We start from the raw sequence: 23,368 nt of genomic DNA on the forward strand, positions 1-23,368 counted from the left end.
ATGCTGCACATAAAAAATCTCGGCATTTATTACGGGAGCTTCAGTGCAGCGGTTAATAATGTAGAATTCGGTCCGGGTATTCACGTACTGCTCGGTGAAAACGGCAGCGGTAAAAGTTCCGTATTGACCGGTATTACAGGATATAATCCGTCTGTCATTACCGGGCGGGAATTGGAATTTAACAATACACGGCTCGACAAAACGGCCGACTGCATCAGCTATTTACCGCAGCAGAATATACCGTTTCAAATTACTGTCCTGGAATTCGTCCGGATGACGGCAGCATCACGTGTGTCTGAAAAAGATATCATGAGTACTTTAAAGGCGTTCGGCCTGGAGCAGTACAGTTATATGTCAGTTGATCAGCTGAGCGGCGGTGAATTTAAACGGGCATTGTGTGCGCAGCTTCATCTTGAGGATAAGCCGGTTATGATGTTCGATGAACTCGAGCAGGGTCTCGATGTAAATTATCAGCATCTTGTTATGGAATGGCTTAAAAAGTTAAGTGAAAAAAAGACAGTTATTATGGCAATGCATGATCTGAATCTGGCACTGCAGTATGCAGATACCGTGACATGTATGAAAAAAGGGACTTTAACCGAAGTCAAAGTCCCTGTCAAAGAAGTGAGCGAAAAAATGCTGTCGGACACTTTTTCACGTGAAATGAAACTCATTTATCATGAAGGCAGGGTAGCTGCACTCAGCTGATTGCCCCCAGTGCACCGCTGTATTCACCGTCCGGCACGACATAAGCTTCGGCATTTTTTAATTCGCTGTATCTGTAAATAATATCGGTCATGACTTTGTTATCAAGCAGTGTCGAACCGATAAACACCATATTTTTCGTCTCGAAGGCATCGGCTAAATTAATTGCCATTGCTGTGACGGTTTCTGCCACGAGTCCGATAACAGCAATCAGCTGGTCTTCGGCCGTGGCAGTTTTTTGTGCATTGATAATATGACCGAAGTTGCTCGCAGTCAGATCTCCGGGAATCGGTGCCGGTCTGCCGTTGTAAATATGGTGAACTTTCAAATCTATAATATCGCGGTCTCCATTTTCTGCACGTTCGATAATCTCGTCAAAGTCACTGATGCCTGTCAGCATATAGCTGAGCCCCATCAATGTACCGCCGCCGACTCCTGAACCGCCGACACGCTTTTGAGATACTCGCGTCGCCTGATGAAAACTCGTACCCGTACCGACATTTAAATAAACGTAACGGTCAAGATCCATACCCGCTTCTTTTAATAGCTGTGTCAGTCCGCGGAATGTTGCATCAAACTCAATTGAGAGTGTGGCATCAAAATTCAGTTTTTCCTGAATGTATTCGGCCTTTCCCCCCGTTAAATAAACATCATCACCGGCATATTCATTATTAAGCATTTCGATGACATGATTGATTTCACCGGCAGGATATTTTTTAAATGTCCGGCCTTCGTCAGTTAACAGTGCAACTTTAATCAGTGTGCCTCCGGCATCGATTCCTATTTTCATAATCTTACTCCTCACAGTTGTGAAATATTAAGCAGCGCTCAATGATTTTGAGCGCTGCTTAATTTTAATCTTTAATTCTATTTTAATACTTTTTACGTCGTTGTCTACGTTTCATTGCTTCGTTCGGTTCGCGTCTCAGGCCTTTGGATACAGAAGCGATCATCATGATGAGGATGAGAGCGAACGGCAGACCGGCAAGCAGTGATGCTGCCTGCAGACTTGTAAGACCGCCGGCAAGAATCAGTGTAATTGTTAACAGACCAAGCAGAAGTCCCCAAAGGATCTTCAGACCGGTAGGCGGGTTATCGGTATTACCGATACTCATCCCTGCAACGATAAATGTTGCGGAGTCAGCTGATGTGACAAGGAATGTGAAAATCAGAATGATAGCAATTGCCGAAGTCAGCCATGAAACGGGAAGAGTTTCAAACAATGCAAAGAGTGCCTGTGTCTGATCATTTAAAACAATTTCCCCGATGTTCGTGTCATTCATCAGATCTGAGTAAATTGCCGTACCTCCAAGTGCGCCGACCCAAAGGAATGACAGTATAGGCGGTACGATTAAAATACCCATGACGTATTCACGGATACTGCGTCCGCGTGATACACGCGCAACGAATGACCCGATAAACGGACTCCATGCGATTACCCATGCCCAATAGAAGACTGTCCAGTCCTGAACCCAGGCTTCTCCTGAGTATGGCTGCAGACGTAATGAATAGCCGACATAATTTGTCAGGTAATCACCGAGGCCGACAATGATTGTTTCCATTATAAATGTAAACGGACCAAAGGCCATAATGAAGATTGTCAGTACAAGAGCAAGAATCATATTCAGACTGCTCAGCACTTTCATTCCGCGTTTAAGTCCGGTAATTGTTGAGAATATGAATAATCCTGTCATTAATGCAGTCAAAATAATCTGTGTCAAAGGACCTGACGGAATACCGAATGCGATATCGAGACCGCCGTCCATTTGCATAATACCTAAACCGACTGATGTTGACATACCTGTTACTGTTGCAATGATGGCAAGAATATCAATTGCTTTTCTCGCCTTTTGATTGTAATCGAGTCCAAAAAGCGGCTCCAGTGCAGTAGATACCAGGCCGTCGCGGTTTTTACGGAACTGGAAATACCCAATTGCGAGACCTGCGACACCGAAGATTGACCACTGTGAAATACCCCAGTGGAAATAAGTATAACCCATTGCGATTCTGGCAGCTTCTGCGGATTCCACAGGACCGCCGAGGAATGGTGATGTCATAAAGTGCTGCATTGGTTCAGCGACACCATAGAATACGAGTCCGACACCGAGACCGCTTGAGAATAACATTCCAATCCATGACCAGAATGAGAACTCGGGTTTCGAATTATCGCCGCCGAGCTTAACGCGGCCGTATGGCGACAGTGCCAGGAATAAAAGAAATACCCCGAATCCAAATACAACCAGTAAGAAGAACCAGCTGAAATATTGGGAGATTACCGCATAGACATTTTCCGAAGCAGTCTGGAACTGATTTGGAATAATCATTGCGATTACTGAAACAACAAGAATAATCGCGGTAGCTGCCCAGAAGACAACACCGAGCTGTTTCAGGTGAAACTTATCCGGTCTTCCCGGATTGGTACTTTGCTTTGACGTGTTATTATCATCATTCGTCAAGAGAGTTCCTCCTAAAATTGATTAATAGTTTCTTACTACTTACCCATTCCATACCAACAAAAAACGCTGAAATAAGGAAACTTGTAATGTAATGTCTAAATTGTCACTATAGGGGGTATGGCACTATAATAGCAAAGTATAATAAGATGTCAAAAAAGGGGCAAAAGGGGAAAATATGGATATTAACATTAGAGAATTTACAGAACAGGACAGAAAACAACTTGAAAATTACATATTGAGCGACAGACAGCAGGTCTATTCCAGCATGCCGCTTGAAGTACTGGATGATGCTTTGAATGACCGTAACCGCACTGCGAACGTTGTTGTTACCGGCGATGGAAAGGTAATCGGCTTTTTTGTGCTGCATAAACATTATCAGCATGAAGGGTATGATACACCTCATGAAGTAGTTTACGTACGTTCTTTATCTATTAATGAGAAGTATCAGGGGAACGGTTACGGTACGGCGGTTGCTCAGCATCTGCCGGTATACGTGCAGGAAAACTTTTCATCATTCGATCATCTGTATCTCGTTGTGGACGGGGAAAATGCAGGGGCGTGGAACCTGTACGAGCGGGCAGGGTTCCTTCATCTCGCTACAAAAGAAGAGGGTCCGATCGGTAAAGAACGTCTGTATTATCTGGATCTGAACAGAAGCTATGTGCCGAATCTACGGCTTGAAGTTGACGCAGAGGCCGTGCTGCCGGCAGTGAAAATTATACTTAAGCGTGACGAGAAGGAAGTGGGTCATATCGATGCCGGACTTCATGACGGTGTACTCGATATTAAACATATATATGTAGACGAAGCACACCGTGAAGAAGGTGTGGCTGAAAGTGCGATGCGCCAGTTTGCAACCGTGGTAAGAAGGAAGCTCGAAGGGGTGGACAAAGCAACGGTAACTGTATCGGATCCGGCCTTTGAAAAACTGTTTAAGAATGCCGGCTTCGTGCTGATCGACAATCCGGAGAATACGAACCGCTATGTGAAATTAGTAAGATATTAATATAAAGCTTGAAACATCGTGTAAATATTTGTATTATATCCTAAGGTATTTACATCTTGAAAGGATGACGTAAATGAGACTGGACAGTTATACAAAAGAAATGATGGACGAGCATTCGTTTATAGATATGTCGCATATTTATTTAGAAGATAAAGGCAAGGAAACAAATCTTTACGAAATGATTGATAAATTTAAAGAAGTCGGCAATTACACGGAAGGTGAAATTGAAAACCGCGTACTTCAGTTTTACACGGACTTAAACACTGACGGACGCTTCCTGAGTACGGATGACGGTGTATGGGGTCTTCGTGAATGGTATGCAGTGGATGATATCAGCGACAAAATTGCACCGACAATCCACAAGATTGAAATTGCAGCCGAAGAAGAGTACATCGAAGAAGATGAAGGCGACTATCCGGGCGCTAAAGAATTAGGCGAAGAGCAGGAAGAAATCGACGAAACACTTCATGGCGAAGAAGACGAAGAGGATATCGACGGTAAAGAAGCTGACGATGAAATCGAGTTTGATGAGAAAGAAAAGCTTGAAGATGACTACGACGATGAAGCGGATGCTTACTAATTTTTAATTGACTTTTTTTCTGAAAGTGATAGTATTTTATTTGGGCTCCCTTAAACAGGGACAAGTAAACGAGCTCCTTTTCACGGTTGTGAAAGGGAGCTATTTTTATTTTATACAGGAGGATACTTACATGACAAAATATATCTTTGTAACAGGTGGCGTAGTGTCATCATTAGGTAAAGGAATTACAGCTGCATCTCTCGGACGGTTATTAAAAGACAGAGGTTTTAACATTACAATTCAGAAATTCGATCCGTACTTAAACGTTGACCCGGGTACGATGAGCCCTTATCAGCACGGTGAAGTATTTGTGACGCAGGACGGCGCGGAAACTGATTTGGATTTAGGACACTACGAGCGTTTTATAGATATCAATGTAAGTAAATATTCTAATGTTACAGCAGGGAAAGTATACTCCGAAGTAATCAGAAAAGAACGCCGCGGAGATTACCTCGGCGGAACAGTGCAGGTTATTCCGCACATTACTAACGAAATTAAATCCCGTATTAAAAAAGCCGGCGAATCTTCAAATGCGGACATCGTTATTACTGAAATCGGCGGCACAGCAGGAGATATCGAATCACTGCCGTTTATCGAATCAATCCGTCAGCTGAGAAGCGACCTTGGAAAAGATAATGTTATGTTCATTCACTGTACGCTTCTTCCATATATTAAAGCTGCTGGTGAAATGAAAACCAAACCGACTCAGCACAGTGTGAAGGAACTTCGCGGTCTCGGCATTCAGCCTGACATGATTGTCGTGCGTTCAGAATACCCGATGACAGAAGATCTGCGCGATAAAATTGCACTGTTCTGTGATATTAATGAGAAGAGCGTAATTAACGCAAAAGACGAAGAGACGATTTACGAGCTTGTTATGTCACTGCAGGCTCAGGATATGGATGATCTTGTACTTCAGAACCTGAACATCGAATCGACAGGAGAAGCACAGCTTGACGACTGGAAGCACCTTCTCGACAACTTAAGTAAAATCGACAAAACGATTAAAATCGGCCTTGTCGGAAAATACGTTGAACTTCAGGATGCGTATTTATCAGTTGCGGAATCACTGCGTCACGCAGGTTATGAAGTGCATGCGGATATAGACATTCACTGGATCAATTCACAGGATGTAACGCCGCAGAACTATAAAGAAATCTTAAGCGAAGTCGATGGAATTGTCGTACCGGGCGGATTCGGCGACCGCGGTATCGAAGGTAAGATTCTGACGCTGAACTATGCGCGTGAAAATAAAGTGCCGGTTCTAGGAATCTGTCTCGGCATGCAGCTTGCAACAGTTGAATTTGCACGTAACGCTGCAGGTTTAACAGGTGCCAATTCATCAGAACTTGATGAACACACACCACATGCAATTATCGACTTAATGCCGGACCAGAAAGATGTTGTCGACTTAGGCGGTACGCTGCGTCTCGGAAGTTTCCCCTGTGTAATTAAAGAGGGCACGAAAGCGCATGAACTTTATCAGGTTAACGAAGTTGACGAACGTCACCGTCACCGTTTCGAGTTTAACAACGCATATAAAGAACAGCTTGAAGAAGCGGGTATGATTTTCAGCGGAACGTCGCCTGACGGCAGACTTGTGGAAATGGTTGAACTGAAAGATCACCCTTACTACGTCGGTGTTCAGTTCCACCCTGAATTCCAGTCGCGTCCGACACGTCCGCACCCGTTATTCAGCGGATTAATCAAAGCGTGCCTGAACGAAGAAGTACAGGAAGAAAACTAGTATTTACTCAGGAAGAATGTTTTCTGAAATTAAAAGAATGACCGCGTTGCCAAAGCGCGGTCATTTTTTATTAATATGTGTTAAAATACCTTTGCAGCAGTAAAAATATTAATAATTAAAACATTTTAATGAACTGTTAATGGTAAAGCATTGTCAGTTTGTGAAGCTTTAATTTATAATGAGAGTAATATCACAATATTGGAGGACGAAAACAAGATGAAATACTTTATAGATACAGCTAATATGGATGAAATTAAAGAAATACACCAGTGGGGAGTACTGAGCGGCGTTACAACCAACCCGTCACTCGTAGCCAAAGAGAAAGATATTTCTTTCCACGACAGACTTGTTGAAATTTGTGAACTTGTAGGCGGACCGGTAAGCGGTGAAGTTATCGCACTTGACGCTGAAGGCATGATTGAGGAAGGACGCGAACTTGCGAAACTTCACGAACATATCATCGTTAAAATTCCGATGACAGAAGACGGAATGAAAGCAGTTAAAGTACTTTCCGAAGAAGGAATCAAAACAAACGTTACTTTAATTTTCAATACAGTACAGGCATTGACGGCAGCACGCGCAGGTGCAACTTACGTTTCGCCGTTCATCGGACGCCTTGATGATATCGGTCTTGACGGACTTCAGTTAATCGAAGATATCGCTGCGATTTTTGCAATCCACGAAATCGATACTGAAATTATTGCAGCATCAATCCGTAACGCCGGTCACATGCACGGTGCAGCAGTACGCGGTGCTGATATTGCAACAATTCCGTACAAAGTAATCAAGACGTTAACTCAGCATCCTTTAACTGATAAAGGAATTGAGCAGTTCTTAAACGACTGGAACAATAAGTAATCTCCATTTTATTAAATGACAAGGAGCTTTCTATATGGCTGAAGATGTAATTAAAGTCCGCGGCGGCAGTACATTGACGGGACAAGTTGACATCAGCGGTGCCAAAAACAGTGCGGTGGCACTGATTCCGGCATCACTTATGGCCTCAAGCGGTACAGTAAGACTGGAGGGACTGCCTGAAATCAGCGATGTTAAAACGCTGATGAGTCTGTTGAATGATTTGAACATTAAAACGGATCTTACAGGGACAACTCTCGAAGTCAATGCAGAAGATGCAGTGAATATGCCGCTGCCAAACAACAAAGTACAATCTTTACGCGCATCGTACTATATGATGGGAGCAATGCTGTCCCGTTTTAAAAAATGTGTGATCGGTCTGCCCGGTGGATGTCCGCTCGGACCGAGACCGATTGATCAGCACATTAAAGGATTTGAAGCACTCGGTGCCAAAGTAACGAACGAGCATGGTGCGATGTATCTGACAGCAGAAAAACTGACAGGCGCAAAAATATTCTTCGATGTTGTCTCGGTGGGTGCAACGATTAATATGATGCTTGCAGCAAGCTGTGCAGAAGGACGTACCGTTTTGGAAAACGTCGCAAAAGAACCTGAAATCGTCGATGTTGCTTCATTGCTGAACAACATGGGAGCGAATATTAAAGGTGCAGGTACGGATACGATCCGTATCGAAGGCGTGGAGAAGCTTCACGGTACGACTCATAATATTATTCCGGACCGTATCGAAGCGGGAACTTATATGATTGTCGGGGCAATTGCCGGAAAAAATTATAAAGTAAATAATATTATTCCGACGCATATGGAATCACTGTCTGCAAAACTGGAAGAAATGGGTGTTAAGCTCGACATCGGTGATGATTATGTCGTGATTAACAAACCGGAAAGTTACAATGCAGTATCGTTAAAAACACAAGTGTATCCGGGCTTTGCAACAGACCTGCAGCAGCCGATTACACCGCTTATGTTTTTAGCTGACGGTGTAAGTAAAATTACCGAAACCATTTATCCGGCAAGATTCAGGCACGTGGATGAACTATCGCGTATGAATGCCCACATTGAGAAAAAGAGCGGCAGTGCTTTAATTTACCCGTCGCAGCTCAAAGGTGCTGAAGTGTATGCAAGTGACCTGCGTGCAGGTGCATGTTTATTAATTTCAGGGCTGATTGCTGATGGTGTCACGACGATTCACAATGTCAACCATATCGACAGAGGCTATGCTGATATCGTTAAGAAATTAGAATCGCTCGGTGCTGATATTTGGCGTGAAACTTTAGAAGATTAATACAGAAAGACTGGAATTCGTAAAAATTCCAGTCTTTTTTCTGTGTTATAATAATCAGGGAAAAATCAGCGCATATATAGGAGGAGACAGTTGTGGAAAGAGGATTATCAATGGAACTTGTAAGAGTGACTGAAGCGGCTGCACTTGCAAGTGCAGCGTGGACAGGGAAAGGCGATAAAATCGCGGCGGATGATGCAGCAACAACAGCGATGCGCGGCCTGTTTGAAACGATTCCGATGACTGGTAAAGTAGTCATCGGCGAAGGTGAAATTGATGAAGCGCCGATGCTGTACATCGGCGAGGAACTCGGTACAAAAGATGGTCCGGAACTCGATATTGCTGTCGATCCGCTTGAAGGAACAACGACTGTTGCTGAAGGCAGTTTCGGTGCGATGACGGTACTGGCTGTTGCCGATAAGGGGAACCTGCTGCACGCACCGGATATGTATATGCAGAAGCTGGCTGTCGGACCGGACTGCCGGGGTGTTATTGATATTGATCAGTCTGTTGAAGACAATATCCGTGCAGTCGCAAAAGCGAAGAATAAAAAAATCAGTGATGTTACCGTCACAATAATTAAACGAGAACGCAGCCGGGAAATTATCGAACAGGTACGTGCCCTTGGTGCGCGTATCGTAATGTTTGATAATGGTGATGTCGGTGCTGCAATCAATACGTGCTTTGACTGGACAGGTATTGATATATTAATGGGTGTCGGCGGAGCTCCGGAAGGTGTCATTGCAGCTGCCGGTATTAAAGCGCTGGAAGGTGATTTTCAGGGCAGGCTGCTGCCGAGGAATGACGCGGAGCGTGTACGCTGTAAAGCGATGGGTGTAGATTCCGGCAGTAAATTGGAACTTGAAGACATGGTCAGCGGCGACGATGCAATTTTTGCAGCGACGGCAGTAACTGACGGAGAATTGATGAAAGGCGTACAGTTCAAGAGCGGTTTTGCTGAAACGTCATCGGTCGTAATGCGTGCGAAATCCGGCACAGTAAGGTTTGTTAACAGCCGTCACAGCATGCAGAAAAAACCGAATATGGTAATGGAAAAATAATCAGTAATGCCGGGAGACCTTCCCGGCATTCGATATTTTCTTTGACACACAGGCTGCTGGAGATGTAATATATGTATTCCTTTTAAAAAACTTCGGTATTATACTCATTTACGAGAATCACTCTTCATCGCAACTTCTAAAAAATCCGTTATATATAAATATAAAATAATAATAAAATCAGTATTGGGAAGTGGAAATTTTGTCTGATAAACCAAAGACACAGGATATGAAATATGAAACATTTGATGCGTTGTATAAAAACAACACGACGAAAGAGTTAACTGAACGCGCCAAAAGCTTGCGTCTGTCAAACTACAGTAAATTGAATAAAAAAGAACTGGTCCTTGCAATTCTGGAAGCTGAGATGGAAAAAGACGGTAACTATTATATGGAGGGTATCCTCGATGATATTCAGCAGGACGGCTACGGTTTTCTCCGTACGGTAAACTATTCAAAAGGTGAGAAGGATATTTATATTTCAGCGTCGCAAATACGCCGTTTCGAACTGAAGAAAGGCGATAAAGTCACAGGGAAAGTCCGTAAACCGAAAGAAAATGAAAAGTATTACGGTCTTCTGCAGGTCGATTTTATTAACGACCATAACGCTGAAGAAGTGAAGAAACGCCCGCATTTCCAGGCTTTAACACCGCTTTATCCCGACGAGCGGATTCACCTTGAAAACGAACCGGCGGATATGTCGACGCGTATTATGGATCTCGTTACGCCGATCGGTTTCGGTCAGCGCGGTATGATTGTTGCACCGCCTAAAGCAGGTAAAACGTCCCTGTTAAAAGAAATTGCCCAGGCAATTACGACGAATCATCCGAATGTAAAACTCTTTATCCTGCTCATCGGTGAACGTCCGGAAGAGGTAACGGATTTGGAACGTTCCGTTGAACAGGCCGATGTCGTCCATTCGACATTTGATGAGCCGCCTCAACATCACGTCAAAGTAGCGGAACTGCTGCTGGAACGTGCGAAACGACTCGTTGAGATGGGAGAAGATGTAATTATTTTAATGGACTCGATTACACGTCTTGCACGTGCGTACAACCTCGTTATTCCGGCATCGGGACGTACGTTATCAGGAGGGCTTGACCCTGCGAGCCTGCACCGTCCGAAACATTTCTTCGGTGCGGCAAGGAACATCGAAGCAGGCGGCAGCCTGACGATTCTGTCGACTGCACTGGTCGACACGGGCAGCCGCATGGATGATGTTATTTACGAGGAATTTAAAGGTACGGGGAATATGGAACTTCATCTTGACCGTCATTTAAGCGAACGCCGTATTTACCCGGCGATAGATATCCGTCGTTCAAGTACGCGTAAAGAAGAGCTGCTGCTCGACAAAAAAGAGCTGGAAATATTATGGCAGCTCAGAAATCTGTTTACGGACTCGTCGGATTTCACAGAACGTTTCCTGAGAATTTTAAAGACGACGAAAACAAACGAAGAATTCTTCGATGTGCTTAGAGAGCGTATGATCAGCTCTCAGAAAACAGGTAAACCCGTAATATAAATTTCTTCACAGATATTGCTTTTTACACCGTGAGAATGTATAATGGCAAAGTAATGCGTGGTGATAGCCACAAATAACTCTGTTCCAGATGGTCCAGGGCAAAGGAGCTGACAATTATGAAACAAGGAATTCATCCTGAATACAAAAAAGTAATCTTTTTAGATTCAACTACAGATTTTAAATTCTTAAGTGGATCTACACGTACTTCTTCTGAAACTATGGAGTGGGAAGATGGTAACGAATACCCGGTTATTCGTTTAGATATCTCTTCTGATTCACACCCGTTCTACACAGGACGTCAGAAGTTCGCATCTGCAGACGGCCGTGTTGAGAAATTCAACAAAAAATTCGGTCTTAAATCAAGCAACGAACAATAACGAAACTTCAACTGCACTGAGTATCTCAGTGCAGTTTTTTTGTCTAAAAAATATGCTATAATAAAGTAACTAAAAAGTACCAGGAAAAGGACGTATTCTTATGTTTGATCAACTTGAAATAATTGAAAACCGATATGAACAGCTGACTGAATTACTCAGCGACCCCGATGTAGTCAGCGATCCGGAAAAACTCCGCACTTATTCTAAAGAGCAGAGTGATATTCACGATACAGTAGAAGTGTTCCGCGTATACAAAGGCCACTTGGAAACGATTGAAGAATCAAAAGAAATGCTGAAAGAAACAGACGATCAGGAAATGATCGATATGCTGAAAGAGGAAATTGCAGAATCGGAAAGCACGCTCCCGAAACTGGAAGACGAGTTAAAAATTCTTATTATCCCGAAAGACCCTAACGACGATAAAAACGTTGTTATGGAAATTCGAGGTGCAGCAGGCGGAGACGAAGCGCAGATTTTTGCAGGTGATCTGTTCAGAATGTATTCGCGCTACGCAGAAGATCAGGGATGGCGTACGGAAGTCGTCGATGCTTCAAGCAGTGACCAGGGCGGATTTAAAGAAATCAGTTTCTTAATTCACGGTAAAGGTGCATTCTCAAAACTTAAGTTTGAGAACGGTGCACATCGTGTTCAGCGCGTTCCGGAAACGGAATCAGGCGGGCGTATTCACACGTCTACGGCAACGGTTGCCGTATTGCCTGAAGTTGAAGATGTTGAAGTGGAAATCCGTAACGAAGATATTAAAATTGATACGTACCGTTCAAGCGGTGCCGGCGGACAGCACGTTAACACGACTGACTCCGCAGTACGTATTACCCATCTGCCAAGTGGTACAGTGGTTACATCGCAGGATGAAAAATCACAGATTAAAAACAGAGAGCGTGCGATGAAAGTACTTAAAGCACGCGTTTATGACATGATGCAGCAGGAAGCGCATGCAGAGTATGCAGAGAAGAGAAAATCTGCAGTCGGTACAGGTGACCGTTCAGAACGTATCCGTACGTATAACTATCCGCAAAACCGTGTGACTGATCACCGTATCGGTTTAACAATTCAAAAGCTCGACCAGATTATTAACGGCAGTCTCGATGAAATTATTGAAGCACTTGCTATCGAAGAACAGACTTCGAAACTGGAAGAACTGAACAATGAAACAATATAAAACAGTACTTAAAGAGGCGGAAGCCTCTTTAAGTGTATATGGACAGGAAACCCGTACAGCGTCGATTGTTATGGAAGAACTGTTTGGCATGAACTTTTCAAAACTGATGGTGTACGGCGATGACGTCATGCCGGAAGATGATTATAAAAAGTTCGAAGAGATTATGGTGCGGATTTGTAATAATGAGCCGTATCAGTATGTGCTCGGTGAAGCGTATTTTTACGATGCATATTTTAAAGTAACACCGGATACACTGATTCCGCGAAACGAAACTGAAGAGCTCGTGGATTTCGTGCTGAGAAATGAGCATGACAGCGGCATGACAGCGGTTGATATCGGTACCGGAACGGGTGCCATCGGCCTGACTCTGGCCCGTTACTGGGAACTAAACAGGGTCATAGTAACGGATTTATCGAAAGCGGCGCTTGAGGTTGCGAAGGAGAATGGGGAGCGGCTCGGAGCAACTGCCGAGTATCTCGAAGGCAGTTTATTCGTACCTTTAGTGGATAAAGAAATTAAAGCTGATATAATCATCTCTAATCCTCCGTATATAAGCGAGGATGAAAAACATCTGATGACTGCATCTGTACTTGAGCACGAGCCGCAGACTGCGCTGTTTGCAAAAGACAGCGGACTTGCACTGTACAAAGAGATGATCCGTACGCTCGACGGCGTTTTGAATCCGGGCGGGCGCGTGTATTTTGAAATCGGCTTTAATCAGGCAAAAGTGCTGAAGACTTTTATTGAAAATGTCCTGCCGGGAACTGATGTGCATACAATCAAGGATATCAATCAGAACGACAGAATATTATATTTTACGCGGGGTGAAAAACAGTGACTAAAATTTGGAAAATTACCGAAGCCGATTTAACGAATGCGGACAATCAGGAAGCACTGCTCGAACAGCTGGAAGAAATAAAAATTGCATTTACCTACGGTGAAATTATCGGTATTCCGACTGAAACGGTATACGGTCTGGCAGCGGATGCGAGGAATTCGGAAGCAATCAATAAGATTTTTTCTGCCAAAGGACGTCCTGGAGACAATCCTTTAATTATACATATCCACGATATCAGCCAGCTTGAAGACTTTACAGCGGTACTCGATGAACGCGTTCTCAGTCTGATGGAGGCCTTCTGGCCGGGACCGATATCATTTATTCTCCCGCTGACCGGTGATTATCTGTCGTCCACTGCAGTCGCTGAACTCGATTCAGTGGCAGTGCGTATGCCGAGTCATCCGGTCGGACGGAAAATTCTGCAGCATGCTGATATGCCGCTTGCAGCACCCAGTGCGAACATCAGCGGCAAGCCCTCGCCGACGAATGCGCAGCATGTCATCGATGATCTTGAAGACCGCGTGTACGGCGTTGTCGACAGCGAGTCTGCAATTTACGGTATCGAGAGTACGGTGCTCGACTGTACGCAGTTCCCGTACAGAATCGCCCGCCCGGGTGCAGTGACGAAAGAACAGCTTGAAGCAGTGCTCGAGTCAGCGGTGGATACAGTAAGCAGCCAGACGGATAAGCCAATCTCACCGGGAATGAAATATAAACATTATGCGCCGAGTCAGCCTTTAATCGTCATCGAAGGCGGGATTAACAACAATACGAAACTGCCGGTGGAACGGACGCAGAAAGTCGGTATTATCGCACCGGAAACGAGCAGGGAATTTATCGGTGAGGACATACAGTTTATCAGTCTGTGCAGAGACCGTAACAGTTACAGGGAAGCAGCACGCAATCTGTACTCGGCACTTCGTATTATGGATAATTCCGATGTCGATATTATTTTCATTCACGGCTTTGACAAAGTGCCGGAATCGGAAGGTCTGATGAACCGCATTTACAAAGCGACGGGAAACGAAGTGATTCAGGGTGGATAAAATAATATTTGTCTGTACGGGAAATACATGCCGCAGCCCGCTCGCAGAAAGTTACGCACGAATGAAATATCCGGATATGGATATTTCATCCCGCGGACTCTTCGTTGTGGAGGAGCGGACGAACAGCCGCTCGCTTAATATAATAGAAGAAAATAACCTGCCCGCACCGACACCGCCAAAACAGCTGACAGCGGAAGACGTTCAGAAAGCAAAACTCGTCGTTATGGGGAGAAGTCATAAAGAGGCTATTCTCGGCCGGTGGCCTGATGCAGATGTGAGACTGGTGTCTGAATATGCCGGGGAAACATCAGTGGACATTCCAGACCCGTACGGCGGTACACAGTCGCAGTACGAAGAAGTATTTTTACATCTGAAAGAATACATTGAAAAATTTAACTGGTAAGACCAGTAATCTTTTGAAACTGGGAATGCTGCCGGTTATAATATGTTCTAAGGAGATGAGTGTATGAAAGTTGTTATAGCATCAGACCACGGCGGCATCAATTTAAAAAAAGCCGTGACGGAATATTTAACTGCTCAGCAGATTGAATTTACAGATCTCGGGCCTGACAATACGGACTCTGTGGATTACCCGGATTATGCCAAGCCGGTTGCAGAGAAAGTTGCTGCAGGAGAGTATGATAAAGGTATTTTAATTTGCGGTACAGGTATCGGCATGAATATTACTGCAAATAAAACCAAAGGTATTCGCTGTGCACTTGTACACGATACTTTCTCGGCAAAAGCAACACGCGCACACAACGATTCCAATGTACTCGCGATGGGTGAAAGAGTTATCGGACCGGGTCTTGCACTTGAAGTAGTGGACACCTGGCTGAACACTGAATTTGAGGGTGGTAGACATGAAAGACGCGTTTGTAAGATTGAAGAATGACTTACAGACACTGACGGATGACTTATATGAAACTGATTTCTTCACACCGGGTAAAGTGCTTGTTATCGGCTGTTCAACATCGGAAACGATCGGAAAACATATCGGTAAAAGCAGTTCGGATGAAGCTGCGGAAGTCATATTTGAACATTTTTTTGAAATCGCAACCAAAGAAAATGTTCACTTGTTATTTCAGGGATGTGAACATATTAACCGTTCCCTGACAACGACGAGAAAGACGATGGAAACATTGAAGCTTGAAGAAGTAACGGTAGTGCCGCACAAAGAAGCCGGGGGCAGCTTAAGCGAACTCGCTTATAAAGAAATTGACGACCCTGTTGTCGTTGAATCTGTTCAGGCGGACCGCGGCATTGATATTGGGCAGACGCTGATCGGCATGCACATGAAACACGTTGCAATTCCGGTCCGGACGTCTGTAAAAACAGTTGGCGAAGCAGTAGTGACGATAGCAACAACCCGCCCGAAACTTGTCGGCGGACCGAGAGCACATTATAAATAAAGGGGAGACCACAATGTCATACATTAATTCACAAGATCCACAGGTACAGGAAGTTATCAACAATGAGCTTGAGAGACAAAACAACAACATCGAACTGATTGCGAGCGAGAACTTTGTTTCGCCTGCAGTTCTGGAAGCACAGGGTTCAATTTTAACGAACAAATATGCGGAAGGATATCCGGGTAAACGTTACTACGGCGGTTGTGAACATGTAGATGTTGTAGAAAACCTTGCCCGTGACCGTGCGAAGGAAATTTTTGGTGCAGAACATGCCAACGTACAGCCGCATTCAGGATCACAGGCTAACATGGCTGTGTATTTCTCGGTGCTTGAACCCGGAGATAAAGTACTGGGAATGGATTTATCACATGGCGGACATTTAACACACGGTTCACCGGTTAACTTCAGCGGTAAGCTGTTCAACTTCCTGTCGTACGGAGTGGACAAAGATACTGAACAGATTAACTATGATGAAGTGATGGAAATTGCGAAAAAAGAACAGCCGAAAATGATCGTTGCAGGCGGCAGCGCATACGTTAAAACACTGGACTTTAAAAAGTTCCGTGAAATTGCTGATGCAGTCGGTGCGTATCTGCTTGTCGATATGGCACATATCGCAGGTCTTGTTGCAGCAGGGCTGCATCCGAATCCGGTTCCGCATGCCGATTTCGTGACTTCGACGACACACAAAACATTACGCGGACCGCGCGGCGGCTTAATTTTAACGAAAGAAAAATATGCCAAAGCAGTGGATAAAAATATCTTCCCGGGTATTCAGGGCGGGCCGTTAATGCACGTTATCGGTGCGAAAGCAGTCGCGTTCGGTGAGGCGCAGCAGCCGGAATTTAAAGAATATCAGCAGCGTGTGCTCGACAATGCAAAAGCACTTGCGGAATCACTTGCAGCAGGCGGACTGCGCATCGTTTCTGAAACGACGGACAACCACCTTGTACTCGTTGACGTTAAAGCGTTTGGTCTGACTGGTAAAGCTGCAGAAGAAGCACTGGATGAAGTCGGTATTACGGTAAATAAAAACACGATTCCATTTGATGAAGCATCGCCATTCGTTACGAGCGGGATTCGTCTTGGCACACCGGCGATGACTACGCGCGGATTTACTGCTGAAGATATGACAGAAGTGGGTAAAATTATGGTAGAAACGCTTACACGAGTCAAAAACGAGGAAAGTCTTGAAGGAATTTCAGATAAAGTTACAAAATTAACAGGAAAGTATCCACTATACAAATAAACTGCGTTATAATATATACCGGATGGGATCATCCGGTTAATTTTTGGAGTGGAGGAAGAAAATATGTCTAAAGTACAAGTAATGGATCATCCGTTAATCCAGCATAAGATGAGCTATATCCGTGACGAGAATACATCGACAAAAGAGTTCAGAGAACTTGTTGATGAAGTGGGTATGCTTATGGCTTATGAGGTGACGAGAGATCTCACACTCGAAGACGTGTCGGTACAGACACCGGTTCAGGAAACTACGGCAAAACGCCTGAGCGGAAAGAAACTGGGTATCGTCCCTATTTTACGTGCGGGACTTGGTATGCAGGACGGAATTCTTAAGTTAATTCCATCGGCACGTGTCGGTCATATCGGATTATACCGTGATCCCGAAACGCTCGAAGCTGTTGAATATTACGCGAAGTTCCCGGGAGATATCGAAGAGCGCGACATTTTCGTTATCGACCCGATGCTTGCTACAGGTGCATCAGCAGTAGAAGCAATCACAGCTGTAAAAAAACACGGCGCAACTAAAATTCGTTTTATCTGCCTGATTGCAGCACCTGAAGGTGTGGAAGTATTAAAAGAAGCGCATCCGGATGTGGATATTTATATCGCTGCACTTGACGATAAACTGAATGAGAAAAGTTACATCGTTCCGGGCTTAGGCGATGCCGGCGACAGATTGTTTGGTACACGATAAAAAATCATAGGAGATTGTTATGAAAAAAATTATGGCGATTTTCGGAACGAGACCCGAAGCTATTAAAATGGCTCCGCTCGTTCTCGAAATGAAAAAAGATGAAGATATTGAACCGGTTGTGGTAGTTACTGCACAGCACAGAGAGATGCTTGACCAGGTCCTGACAACTTTCGATATTACACCTGATTACGACTTGAATATTATGAAAGCGGGCCAGACTCTGTCAGAAGTGACAGGACGTGTAATCAACGGCCTCGAATCAGTTATTAAAGAAGTAAAACCGGATATGATTTTAGTGCATGGTGATACGACAACAACATTCGCGGGTTCACTTGCTGCGTTTTACAATGAAGTGGATATCGGTCATGTTGAAGCGGGGCTTCGCACACATAACAAATACTCACCATTCCCGGAAGAGGCGAACCGTCAGATGACAGGTGTTCTCGCTGATCTGCACTTTTCACCGACGGAAGATGCACGTCAGAACCTGCTGAACGAAGCGAAAGATGATTCTAAAATCTCGGTTACAGGAAATACTGCAATCGATGCACTGGCAACAACAGTTGATGAAAATTATCACAGCGACATTATCGAAAAGCACAAAGACAACAAAGTTGTGCTGTTAACTGCACACAGACGTGAAAACATCGGCCAGCCGATGCACAATATTTTCGGTGCAGTACGTCAGATCGTTGACGAATTCGAAGATGTAACCGTTGTGTACCCGATGCACAAAAATCCTAAAGTACGTGAAATTGCACAGGAGTACTTAGGAAACCACGAACGCGTGGAACTCATCGAGCCGCTTGACGTGCTTGACTTCCACAACTTCGCTGCAAGAAGCCACATTATCCTGACAGATTCAGGCGGTGTACAGGAAGAAGCACCGTCACTCGGTAAGCCGGTACTTGTACTGCGCGATACTACTGAACGTCCGGAAGGTGTTGCGGCAGGTACGCTTAAACTTGCAGGAATCGAGCAGGAAAATATCTACAGCATGACAAAAGAACTTCTGACGGATGAAGCGCTGTACAATGAGATGTCACAGACACAAAACCCTTACGGTGACGGGGAAGCTTCACGCAGAATTTGTGAGAACATAAAGTATTATTATGGAATCACTAAAGAGAAACCTATCAGTTTTTCAGTAAACGATTAGTAATTGTGAACATGTTGTTAAAATTTCCATATTTTGTTGACACAAAATTTGCGCTCCTATAAAATCATTAGAGTATGTAATTGTTTTCACAACGTGTTACATTACCCCGGGGAGTCGTCAAAGACAGTGAAAATTTTAAAAGGTTATTTCAAAAACTTTCTGAAATATTTAATAATACTTTTAGTAATAAGTATTATTGCTTATATATTTACTTCTTTGCCTTTCTTCGCAGGGCTGTGCATCGGCATCATCGGTTCGATGCTGCTGTCTTATAATTGGTATTACAATTTAAGAACCGCACAGCTCAGTGATGACGGGAAAGTTAAAACAGGGACGCTGACGAGAATGCTTATCGTCACGGCAGCCTGTTTAATATGGGTGAGATTTCCCGAAACTATTAATATCATCGGTATTTTAGTCGGGCTGCTTCTCACTTATGCGCTGATTTTCTGGCGCGCAGCATCGGAACTTTTTAAACGGAAGAGGTGAAGAAATGGAACACGGAATTCCAACGTGGTCGTTTGATTTGTTCGGAATACCAATAGTATTCGAACTGGCAACTTCAATGATGATTATCATCACATGTCTGCTTATCTTCTTTACACTGTTTTTCATGACACGCAAACTGGCAGTACGTCCGACCGGTAAAGGTCAGGTGCTTGTTGAGGCGTTAATGAACTTCGTCAAAGGGATTATTAAGAGCAACATGGCTTGGAAAGAGGGCGCACAATTCCACTTTTTAGCGCTGACATTGTTTTTATTTATTTTAATCGGCAACCTTATCGGTATACCACTGTCATTCGTCGCACCGGATGCGGATCATACATTGTGGGTGAAATCACCAACAGCTGACCCGGTCGTAACGCTTACGCTGGCAGGACTGATGATTGTACTGACACACTACTACGGTGTGAAAATGCAGGGTATGCGCGGTTATCTGAAACAATATGTTACGCCTATGTGGTGGCTTGCACCTATCAAATTCATCGAAGAATTTACATATAACTTAACGCTTGGTTTACGTCTTTACGGTAACGTTTATGCCGGTGAGATTCTCCTTATGCTACTCCTCGGATTAGTGACTGGCGGAACAATTCTCGGCGCATTAGGATTTATTCCTATGATGGTATGGCAAGGATTTAAAGTATTTATAGGTGCGATTCAGGCATTTATATTCGTAATGTTATCAATGGTTTATCTATCACATAAGGTGAGCGATGATCATTAATATAATAAAAAAATAATAATATACAATTTTCTAGGAGGAAATATTTTATGAATTTACTAGCAGCTGGTATTGCAGCAGGATTAGCGGCACTTGGCGCATCTTTTGGTATTGGTATGGTTGTTTCGAAAACTGTTGAAGGTGTAGCTCGTCAGCCGGAATCACGCGGACCGTTACAAACGATTATGTTCATCGGTATTGGTGTAGTTGAGGCCGTTCCAATCATGGCTATCGTTATCGCGTTCCTACTAATGTTCACGTTCTAAGAGTCGTTATATAAGGCGAAGTCTTATTTGAAGATTTCGCCATCTTATTATGTAAATAACTACGAGAGTTAGAGACTTTTCTGAAAGGAGTGTACATAGGTGGAACTATTAATTTTAGGTGCTGCTGGTGAAACAATGGGTACGGCTGTTGGAACATCGCTTGTTCTTCTTGCGAGTTTTCTGACGCTGCTTGCAGTATTGTCATACTATGTGTGGAAACCAGTTAAGAAAGTTATGGATGACCGTGAACAACTAATCCATGACGATATTGATTTTGCTGAAAACAGAAAATTAGAAGCTGAACGCTTAAAAGAAGAGAACGAAGCACTGCTTAAATCAACGCAGGCTGAAATCTCTGAACTTATGGAAAACGCCAAGAGTCAGGCGAAGAAAGAACAAGAGTCCATCATCAATGATGCTCATAACCGTTCTACTCAAATGATTACTGAAGCGCAGGCGGACATTGAAAGAGAAAAAGAAAAAGCAATCCGCGATATCAACGATCAGGTTGCTGAACTGTCAGTACTGATTGCAGAGAAGATGATCCGTAAGGAACTCAACTCTGAAGACCAGAAAAACCTTGTTGCGAACTACTTACAGGAAGCAGGCGATAAGTAATGGCTAATCTGAGTCAGAAATACGCCGGTGCATTGTACGATGTTGCAGTTAAGCACGACAGTCTTGAAAGTGTTAAAAGTGATTTCTATGAAGTAACTGAAGCAGCAGCATCAGTGGAGAACTTTATCGATTTCATGGAAAACCCGAAGATTACCCGTGATAAGAGAACTGCAGCGGTTGAAGCAGCTTTCGGTGAAAGCGACAGACTTCTGTTAAACATGCTGCGCATCCTGTCGGATAAAAAGCACATGTCGTTACTCGAGGAAATATACAGCGAGTTCTTATCATTATATGATGAAGCTCACAATCAGGCACGTGTGACTGTTGAATCGGTATACAAATTATCTGCAGAAGAGCTGGATCAGCTCGGACAAATCTTTATCGACAAAACAGGTTATGAAAAACTGCTTATTACTAACGAAATAAATGAAGAGCTTATCGGCGGCGTACGCGTGCTGCTAGGTTCGAAAGTTTACGATGGTTCAGTCAGAAATCAGCTTGACGGAATCAGAAACAATTTTAAAGAACATACGAATAGCTAAAGGAGTGACATTTTCATGGCAATCAAAGCTGACGAAATAAGTGCTCTCTTAAGAAGCCAGATCGAAAATTATGACAAGGATATGCAGGTTACCGATGTAGGTACTGTTATCCAGGTGGGTGACGGTATTGCACTTGCTCATGGTTTAAACGATGCGATGGCGGGAGAGTTAATTGAGTTCCCAAGTGGTGTACTTGGTCTTGCTCAAAACCTTGAAGAAAATAATGTTGGTATCGTTATACTTGGACCAAGTGACGATATTAAAGAAGGCGACGAAGTTAAACGTACAGGTCGCATCATGGAAGTACCGGTTGGTGAAGAACTTATCGGCCGTGTTGTAAACCCTCTTGGTCAGCCTTTAGACGGTAAAGGTCCAATCAACACAACTAAAACACGTCCTATTGAAAGTCCTGCGACTGGAGTTATGGATCGTAAAAGTGTTGATGAGCCATTACAAACTGGAATCAAAGCAATTGACGCATTAGTGCCAATCGGCCGCGGACAGCGTGAGTTAATCATCGGTGACCGTCAGACTGGTAAAACGACAATTGCAATCGATACAATTTTAAACCAAAAAGATCAAGACATGATCTGTGTGTACGTAGCAATCGGACAAAAAGAATCAACTGTACGTGCTACTGTTGAAACTTTACGTCAAAATGGTGCTTTAGACTACACAATCGTAGTTACTGCAGGTGCAGCTGATCCTGCACCGTTACTATACATTTCACCATACGCTGGTGTATCTATGGCCGAAGAATTCATGTTCAACGGCAAGCACGTGTTAATCGTATATGATGATTTAACGAAACAGGCTGCGGCTTACCGTGAATTATCATTACTATTACGCCGTCCGCCGGGCCGTGAAGCATTCCCGGGTGACGTGTTCTACCTTCACAGCCGTCTGTTAGAGCGTGCTGCGAAATTAAACGATGACTTAGGCGGCGGTTCAATTACTGCACTTCCATTCATCGAAACACAGGCAGGGGACATCAGTGCCTTCGTTCCAACGAACGTTATCTCAATCACTGACGGACAGATCTTCCTTCAGTCAGACTTATTCCACTCAGGTGTACGTCCGGCAATCAACGCTGGTCTTTCTGTATCACGTGTAGGTGGTTCAGCACAGATCAAGGCAATGAAGAAAGTAGCGGGAACACTTCGTTTAGACCTTGCTGCATACCGTGAACTTGAAGCGTTCGCTCAGTTCGGTTCAGACCTTGACGAGGCTACTAAAGCTAAACTTGACCGCGGTGCGCGTACAGTTGAAGTACTTAAGCAGCCTGAAAACGCACCACTTAAAGTAGAAAAACAGGTTGTTATTCTATTCGCACTTGTAAACGGCTATCTGGATGATGTTCCTGTTGAAGACGTTACTCGTTTCGAAGCAGAATTCCTGAGCTGGCTGGAAGCTAACGACGCTGAGCTGTTAGACTCAATCCGTCAGACGAAACAACTTCCTGACAGCGACGCATACGATACAGCAATCAGCAGCTTTAAAAAGCTTTTCAACCCTTCTAACTAAGAAGTAAGTA

At 44.0% G+C, this 23,368-nt stretch carries 26 protein-coding genes; 24 read left to right on the forward strand and 2 right to left on the reverse strand.

Features of this window, described 5'->3' with window-relative positions; translation table 11 throughout:
- Positions 1-708 carry an ABC transporter ATP-binding protein gene (locus tag RZ44_RS09645; RefSeq protein ID WP_035810822.1) on the forward strand — a complete coding sequence of 236 codons (708 nt, stop codon included), beginning with the start codon at positions 1-3 and terminating at the stop codon, positions 706-708.
- Here RZ44_RS09645 and coaW read toward each other — a convergent pair.
- Together coaW and RZ44_RS09655 are read right to left on the reverse strand one after the other, a co-directional pair.
- Positions 701-1,495 carry a type II pantothenate kinase gene (gene coaW / locus RZ44_RS09650; RefSeq protein WP_035810825.1) on the reverse strand — a complete coding sequence of 265 codons (795 nt, stop codon included), beginning with the start codon at positions 1,493-1,495 and terminating at the stop codon, positions 701-703. The genes RZ44_RS09645 and coaW overlap by 8 nt on opposite strands.
- Before the next feature lie 82 nt (positions 1,496-1,577).
- The gene (locus RZ44_RS09655; protein ID WP_052108963.1) at positions 1,578-3,161 is read right to left on the reverse strand and encodes a BCCT family transporter; all 1,584 of its coding nucleotides are present in this window, start codon (positions 3,159-3,161) and stop codon (positions 1,578-1,580) included.
- 175 nt (positions 3,162-3,336) lie between these two features.
- On the opposite strand from RZ44_RS09655, the gene RZ44_RS09660 reads away from it, so the two are divergent.
- The 23 genes from RZ44_RS09660 to atpA all read left to right on the forward strand — a co-directional run bounded on the left by RZ44_RS09660 (position 3,337) and on the right by atpA (position 23,358).
- A complete protein-coding gene (locus tag RZ44_RS09660; RefSeq protein WP_035810828.1) occupies positions 3,337-4,167 on the forward strand; it encodes a GNAT family N-acetyltransferase in 831 nt (276 codons plus the stop codon).
- Positions 4,168-4,240: 73 nt separating this feature from the next.
- Complete coding sequence (gene rpoE / locus RZ44_RS09665; protein ID WP_035810831.1) at positions 4,241-4,747, forward strand: DNA-directed RNA polymerase subunit delta; 507 nt, start codon at positions 4,241-4,243, stop codon at positions 4,745-4,747.
- A 130-nt stretch (positions 4,748-4,877) separates the two neighbouring features.
- Complete coding sequence (locus RZ44_RS09670) at positions 4,878-6,494, forward strand: CTP synthase (RefSeq protein ID WP_035810834.1); 1,617 nt, start codon at positions 4,878-4,880, stop codon at positions 6,492-6,494.
- Between the two features lie 216 nt (positions 6,495-6,710).
- Positions 6,711-7,352 carry a fructose-6-phosphate aldolase gene (gene fsa, locus RZ44_RS09675; RefSeq protein WP_035810835.1) on the forward strand — a complete coding sequence of 214 codons (642 nt, stop codon included), beginning with the start codon at positions 6,711-6,713 and terminating at the stop codon, positions 7,350-7,352.
- Between the two features lie 34 nt (positions 7,353-7,386).
- Positions 7,387-8,652 (forward strand): UDP-N-acetylglucosamine 1-carboxyvinyltransferase, encoded by a 1,266-nt coding sequence (locus tag RZ44_RS09680; protein WP_035810836.1) that lies wholly within the window; start codon positions 7,387-7,389, stop codon positions 8,650-8,652.
- Positions 8,653-8,744: 92 nt separating this feature from the next.
- The gene (gene glpX, locus RZ44_RS09685) at positions 8,745-9,710 is read left to right on the forward strand and encodes a class II fructose-bisphosphatase (RefSeq protein WP_035810837.1); all 966 of its coding nucleotides are present in this window, start codon (positions 8,745-8,747) and stop codon (positions 9,708-9,710) included.
- 226 nt (positions 9,711-9,936) lie between these two features.
- Positions 9,937-11,229 (forward strand): transcription termination factor Rho, encoded by a 1,293-nt coding sequence (rho, locus tag RZ44_RS09690; protein WP_407927291.1) that lies wholly within the window; start codon positions 9,937-9,939, stop codon positions 11,227-11,229.
- A 116-nt stretch (positions 11,230-11,345) separates the two neighbouring features.
- Complete coding sequence (locus RZ44_RS09695; protein WP_035810842.1) at positions 11,346-11,606, forward strand: type B 50S ribosomal protein L31; 261 nt, start codon at positions 11,346-11,348, stop codon at positions 11,604-11,606.
- A 100-nt stretch (positions 11,607-11,706) separates the two neighbouring features.
- Positions 11,707-12,786 (forward strand): peptide chain release factor 1, encoded by a 1,080-nt coding sequence (gene prfA, locus RZ44_RS09700; protein WP_035810845.1) that lies wholly within the window; start codon positions 11,707-11,709, stop codon positions 12,784-12,786.
- A complete protein-coding gene (gene prmC, locus RZ44_RS09705; protein ID WP_035810847.1) occupies positions 12,773-13,624 on the forward strand; it encodes a peptide chain release factor N(5)-glutamine methyltransferase in 852 nt (283 codons plus the stop codon). Before prfA ends, prmC begins: the two co-directional genes overlap by 14 nt.
- Positions 13,621-14,670 carry an L-threonylcarbamoyladenylate synthase gene (locus RZ44_RS09710; protein WP_035810849.1) on the forward strand — a complete coding sequence of 350 codons (1,050 nt, stop codon included), beginning with the start codon at positions 13,621-13,623 and terminating at the stop codon, positions 14,668-14,670. The genes prmC and RZ44_RS09710 overlap by 4 nt, the downstream gene beginning before the upstream one ends.
- A complete protein-coding gene (locus tag RZ44_RS09715; protein ID WP_035810851.1) occupies positions 14,663-15,073 on the forward strand; it encodes an arsenate reductase/protein-tyrosine-phosphatase family protein in 411 nt (136 codons plus the stop codon). Before RZ44_RS09710 ends, RZ44_RS09715 begins: the two co-directional genes overlap by 8 nt.
- A 63-nt stretch (positions 15,074-15,136) precedes the next feature.
- Positions 15,137-15,565 carry a ribose 5-phosphate isomerase B gene (gene rpiB / locus RZ44_RS09720; RefSeq protein WP_035810853.1) on the forward strand — a complete coding sequence of 143 codons (429 nt, stop codon included), beginning with the start codon at positions 15,137-15,139 and terminating at the stop codon, positions 15,563-15,565.
- Positions 15,534-16,082 carry a TIGR01440 family protein gene (locus RZ44_RS09725; RefSeq protein WP_035810856.1) on the forward strand — a complete coding sequence of 183 codons (549 nt, stop codon included), beginning with the start codon at positions 15,534-15,536 and terminating at the stop codon, positions 16,080-16,082. Before rpiB ends, RZ44_RS09725 begins: the two co-directional genes overlap by 32 nt.
- Positions 16,083-16,095: 13 nt before the next feature.
- Positions 16,096-17,331 carry a serine hydroxymethyltransferase gene (locus RZ44_RS09730; RefSeq protein ID WP_035810858.1) on the forward strand — a complete coding sequence of 412 codons (1,236 nt, stop codon included), beginning with the start codon at positions 16,096-16,098 and terminating at the stop codon, positions 17,329-17,331.
- Positions 17,332-17,394: 63 nt separating this feature from the next.
- A complete protein-coding gene (gene upp / locus RZ44_RS09735; RefSeq protein WP_035810861.1) occupies positions 17,395-18,024 on the forward strand; it encodes a uracil phosphoribosyltransferase in 630 nt (209 codons plus the stop codon).
- 19 nt (positions 18,025-18,043) lie between these two features.
- Positions 18,044-19,183 carry a non-hydrolyzing UDP-N-acetylglucosamine 2-epimerase gene (gene wecB / locus RZ44_RS09740; protein WP_035810864.1) on the forward strand — a complete coding sequence of 380 codons (1,140 nt, stop codon included), beginning with the start codon at positions 18,044-18,046 and terminating at the stop codon, positions 19,181-19,183.
- Positions 19,184-19,309: 126 nt separating this feature from the next.
- Positions 19,310-19,672: an ATP synthase subunit I gene (locus tag RZ44_RS09745; RefSeq protein ID WP_035810866.1), complete on the forward strand. Its 363-nt coding sequence runs from the start codon at positions 19,310-19,312 to the stop codon at positions 19,670-19,672.
- Between the two features lie 4 nt (positions 19,673-19,676).
- Positions 19,677-20,411: a F0F1 ATP synthase subunit A gene (gene atpB / locus RZ44_RS09750; protein ID WP_035810867.1), complete on the forward strand. Its 735-nt coding sequence runs from the start codon at positions 19,677-19,679 to the stop codon at positions 20,409-20,411.
- Positions 20,412-20,458: 47 nt separating this feature from the next.
- Positions 20,459-20,674 (forward strand): F0F1 ATP synthase subunit C, encoded by a 216-nt coding sequence (gene atpE, locus RZ44_RS09755; protein ID WP_026859255.1) that lies wholly within the window; start codon positions 20,459-20,461, stop codon positions 20,672-20,674.
- Positions 20,675-20,773: 99 nt separating this feature from the next.
- Entirely contained in the window at positions 20,774-21,292 is a 519-nt protein-coding gene (locus RZ44_RS09760) for a F0F1 ATP synthase subunit B (protein WP_035810869.1), read from the forward strand.
- Positions 21,292-21,834, forward strand: a complete 543-nt coding sequence (locus RZ44_RS09765; protein WP_035810872.1) for a F0F1 ATP synthase subunit delta — start codon at positions 21,292-21,294, stop codon at positions 21,832-21,834. The genes RZ44_RS09760 and RZ44_RS09765 overlap by 1 nt, the downstream gene beginning before the upstream one ends.
- 15 nt (positions 21,835-21,849) lie before the next feature.
- Positions 21,850-23,358 (forward strand): F0F1 ATP synthase subunit alpha, encoded by a 1,509-nt coding sequence (atpA, locus tag RZ44_RS09770; RefSeq protein ID WP_035810875.1) that lies wholly within the window; start codon positions 21,850-21,852, stop codon positions 23,356-23,358.
- Positions 23,359-23,368 lie beyond the last annotated feature (10 nt).

It is taken from the genome of Jeotgalicoccus saudimassiliensis (assembly GCF_000756715.1).
Lineage (GTDB): Bacteria > Bacillota > Bacilli > Staphylococcales > Salinicoccaceae > Jeotgalicoccus > Jeotgalicoccus saudimassiliensis.

Excerpts from the sequence above, each read along its gene's own strand:
- rpoE (WP_035810831.1), top strand. The coding sequence starts at position 4,241 with ATGAGACTGGACAGTTATACAAAAGAAATGATGGACGAGCATTCGTTT.
- RZ44_RS09645 (WP_035810822.1), top strand. The coding sequence starts at position 1 with ATGCTGCACATAAAAAATCTCGGCATTTATTACGGGAGCTTCAGTGCA.
- coaW (WP_035810825.1), bottom strand. The coding sequence starts at position 1,495 with ATGAAAATAGGAATCGATGCCGGAGGCACACTGATTAAAGTTGCACTG.
- RZ44_RS09695 (WP_035810842.1), top strand. The coding sequence starts at position 11,346 with ATGAAACAAGGAATTCATCCTGAATACAAAAAAGTAATCTTTTTAGAT.
- atpE (WP_026859255.1), top strand. The coding sequence starts at position 20,459 with ATGAATTTACTAGCAGCTGGTATTGCAGCAGGATTAGCGGCACTTGGC.
- RZ44_RS09680 (WP_035810836.1), top strand. The coding sequence starts at position 7,387 with ATGGCTGAAGATGTAATTAAAGTCCGCGGCGGCAGTACATTGACGGGA.
- RZ44_RS09730 (WP_035810858.1), top strand. The coding sequence starts at position 16,096 with ATGTCATACATTAATTCACAAGATCCACAGGTACAGGAAGTTATCAAC.
- prmC (WP_035810847.1), top strand. The coding sequence starts at position 12,773 with ATGAAACAATATAAAACAGTACTTAAAGAGGCGGAAGCCTCTTTAAGT.
- RZ44_RS09660 (WP_035810828.1), top strand. The coding sequence starts at position 3,337 with ATGGATATTAACATTAGAGAATTTACAGAACAGGACAGAAAACAACTT.
- RZ44_RS09765 (WP_035810872.1), top strand. The coding sequence starts at position 21,292 with ATGGCTAATCTGAGTCAGAAATACGCCGGTGCATTGTACGATGTTGCA.
- atpA (WP_035810875.1), top strand. The coding sequence starts at position 21,850 with ATGGCAATCAAAGCTGACGAAATAAGTGCTCTCTTAAGAAGCCAGATC.
- atpB (WP_035810867.1), top strand. The coding sequence starts at position 19,677 with ATGGAACACGGAATTCCAACGTGGTCGTTTGATTTGTTCGGAATACCA.
- prfA (WP_035810845.1), top strand. The coding sequence starts at position 11,707 with ATGTTTGATCAACTTGAAATAATTGAAAACCGATATGAACAGCTGACT.
- upp (WP_035810861.1), top strand. The coding sequence starts at position 17,395 with ATGTCTAAAGTACAAGTAATGGATCATCCGTTAATCCAGCATAAGATG.
- rho (WP_407927291.1), top strand. The coding sequence starts at position 9,937 with ATGAAATATGAAACATTTGATGCGTTGTATAAAAACAACACGACGAAA.
- rpiB (WP_035810853.1), top strand. The coding sequence starts at position 15,137 with ATGAAAGTTGTTATAGCATCAGACCACGGCGGCATCAATTTAAAAAAA.
- RZ44_RS09725 (WP_035810856.1), top strand. The coding sequence starts at position 15,534 with ATGAAAGACGCGTTTGTAAGATTGAAGAATGACTTACAGACACTGACG.
- wecB (WP_035810864.1), top strand. The coding sequence starts at position 18,044 with ATGAAAAAAATTATGGCGATTTTCGGAACGAGACCCGAAGCTATTAAA.
- fsa (WP_035810835.1), top strand. The coding sequence starts at position 6,711 with ATGAAATACTTTATAGATACAGCTAATATGGATGAAATTAAAGAAATA.
- RZ44_RS09670 (WP_035810834.1), top strand. The coding sequence starts at position 4,878 with ATGACAAAATATATCTTTGTAACAGGTGGCGTAGTGTCATCATTAGGT.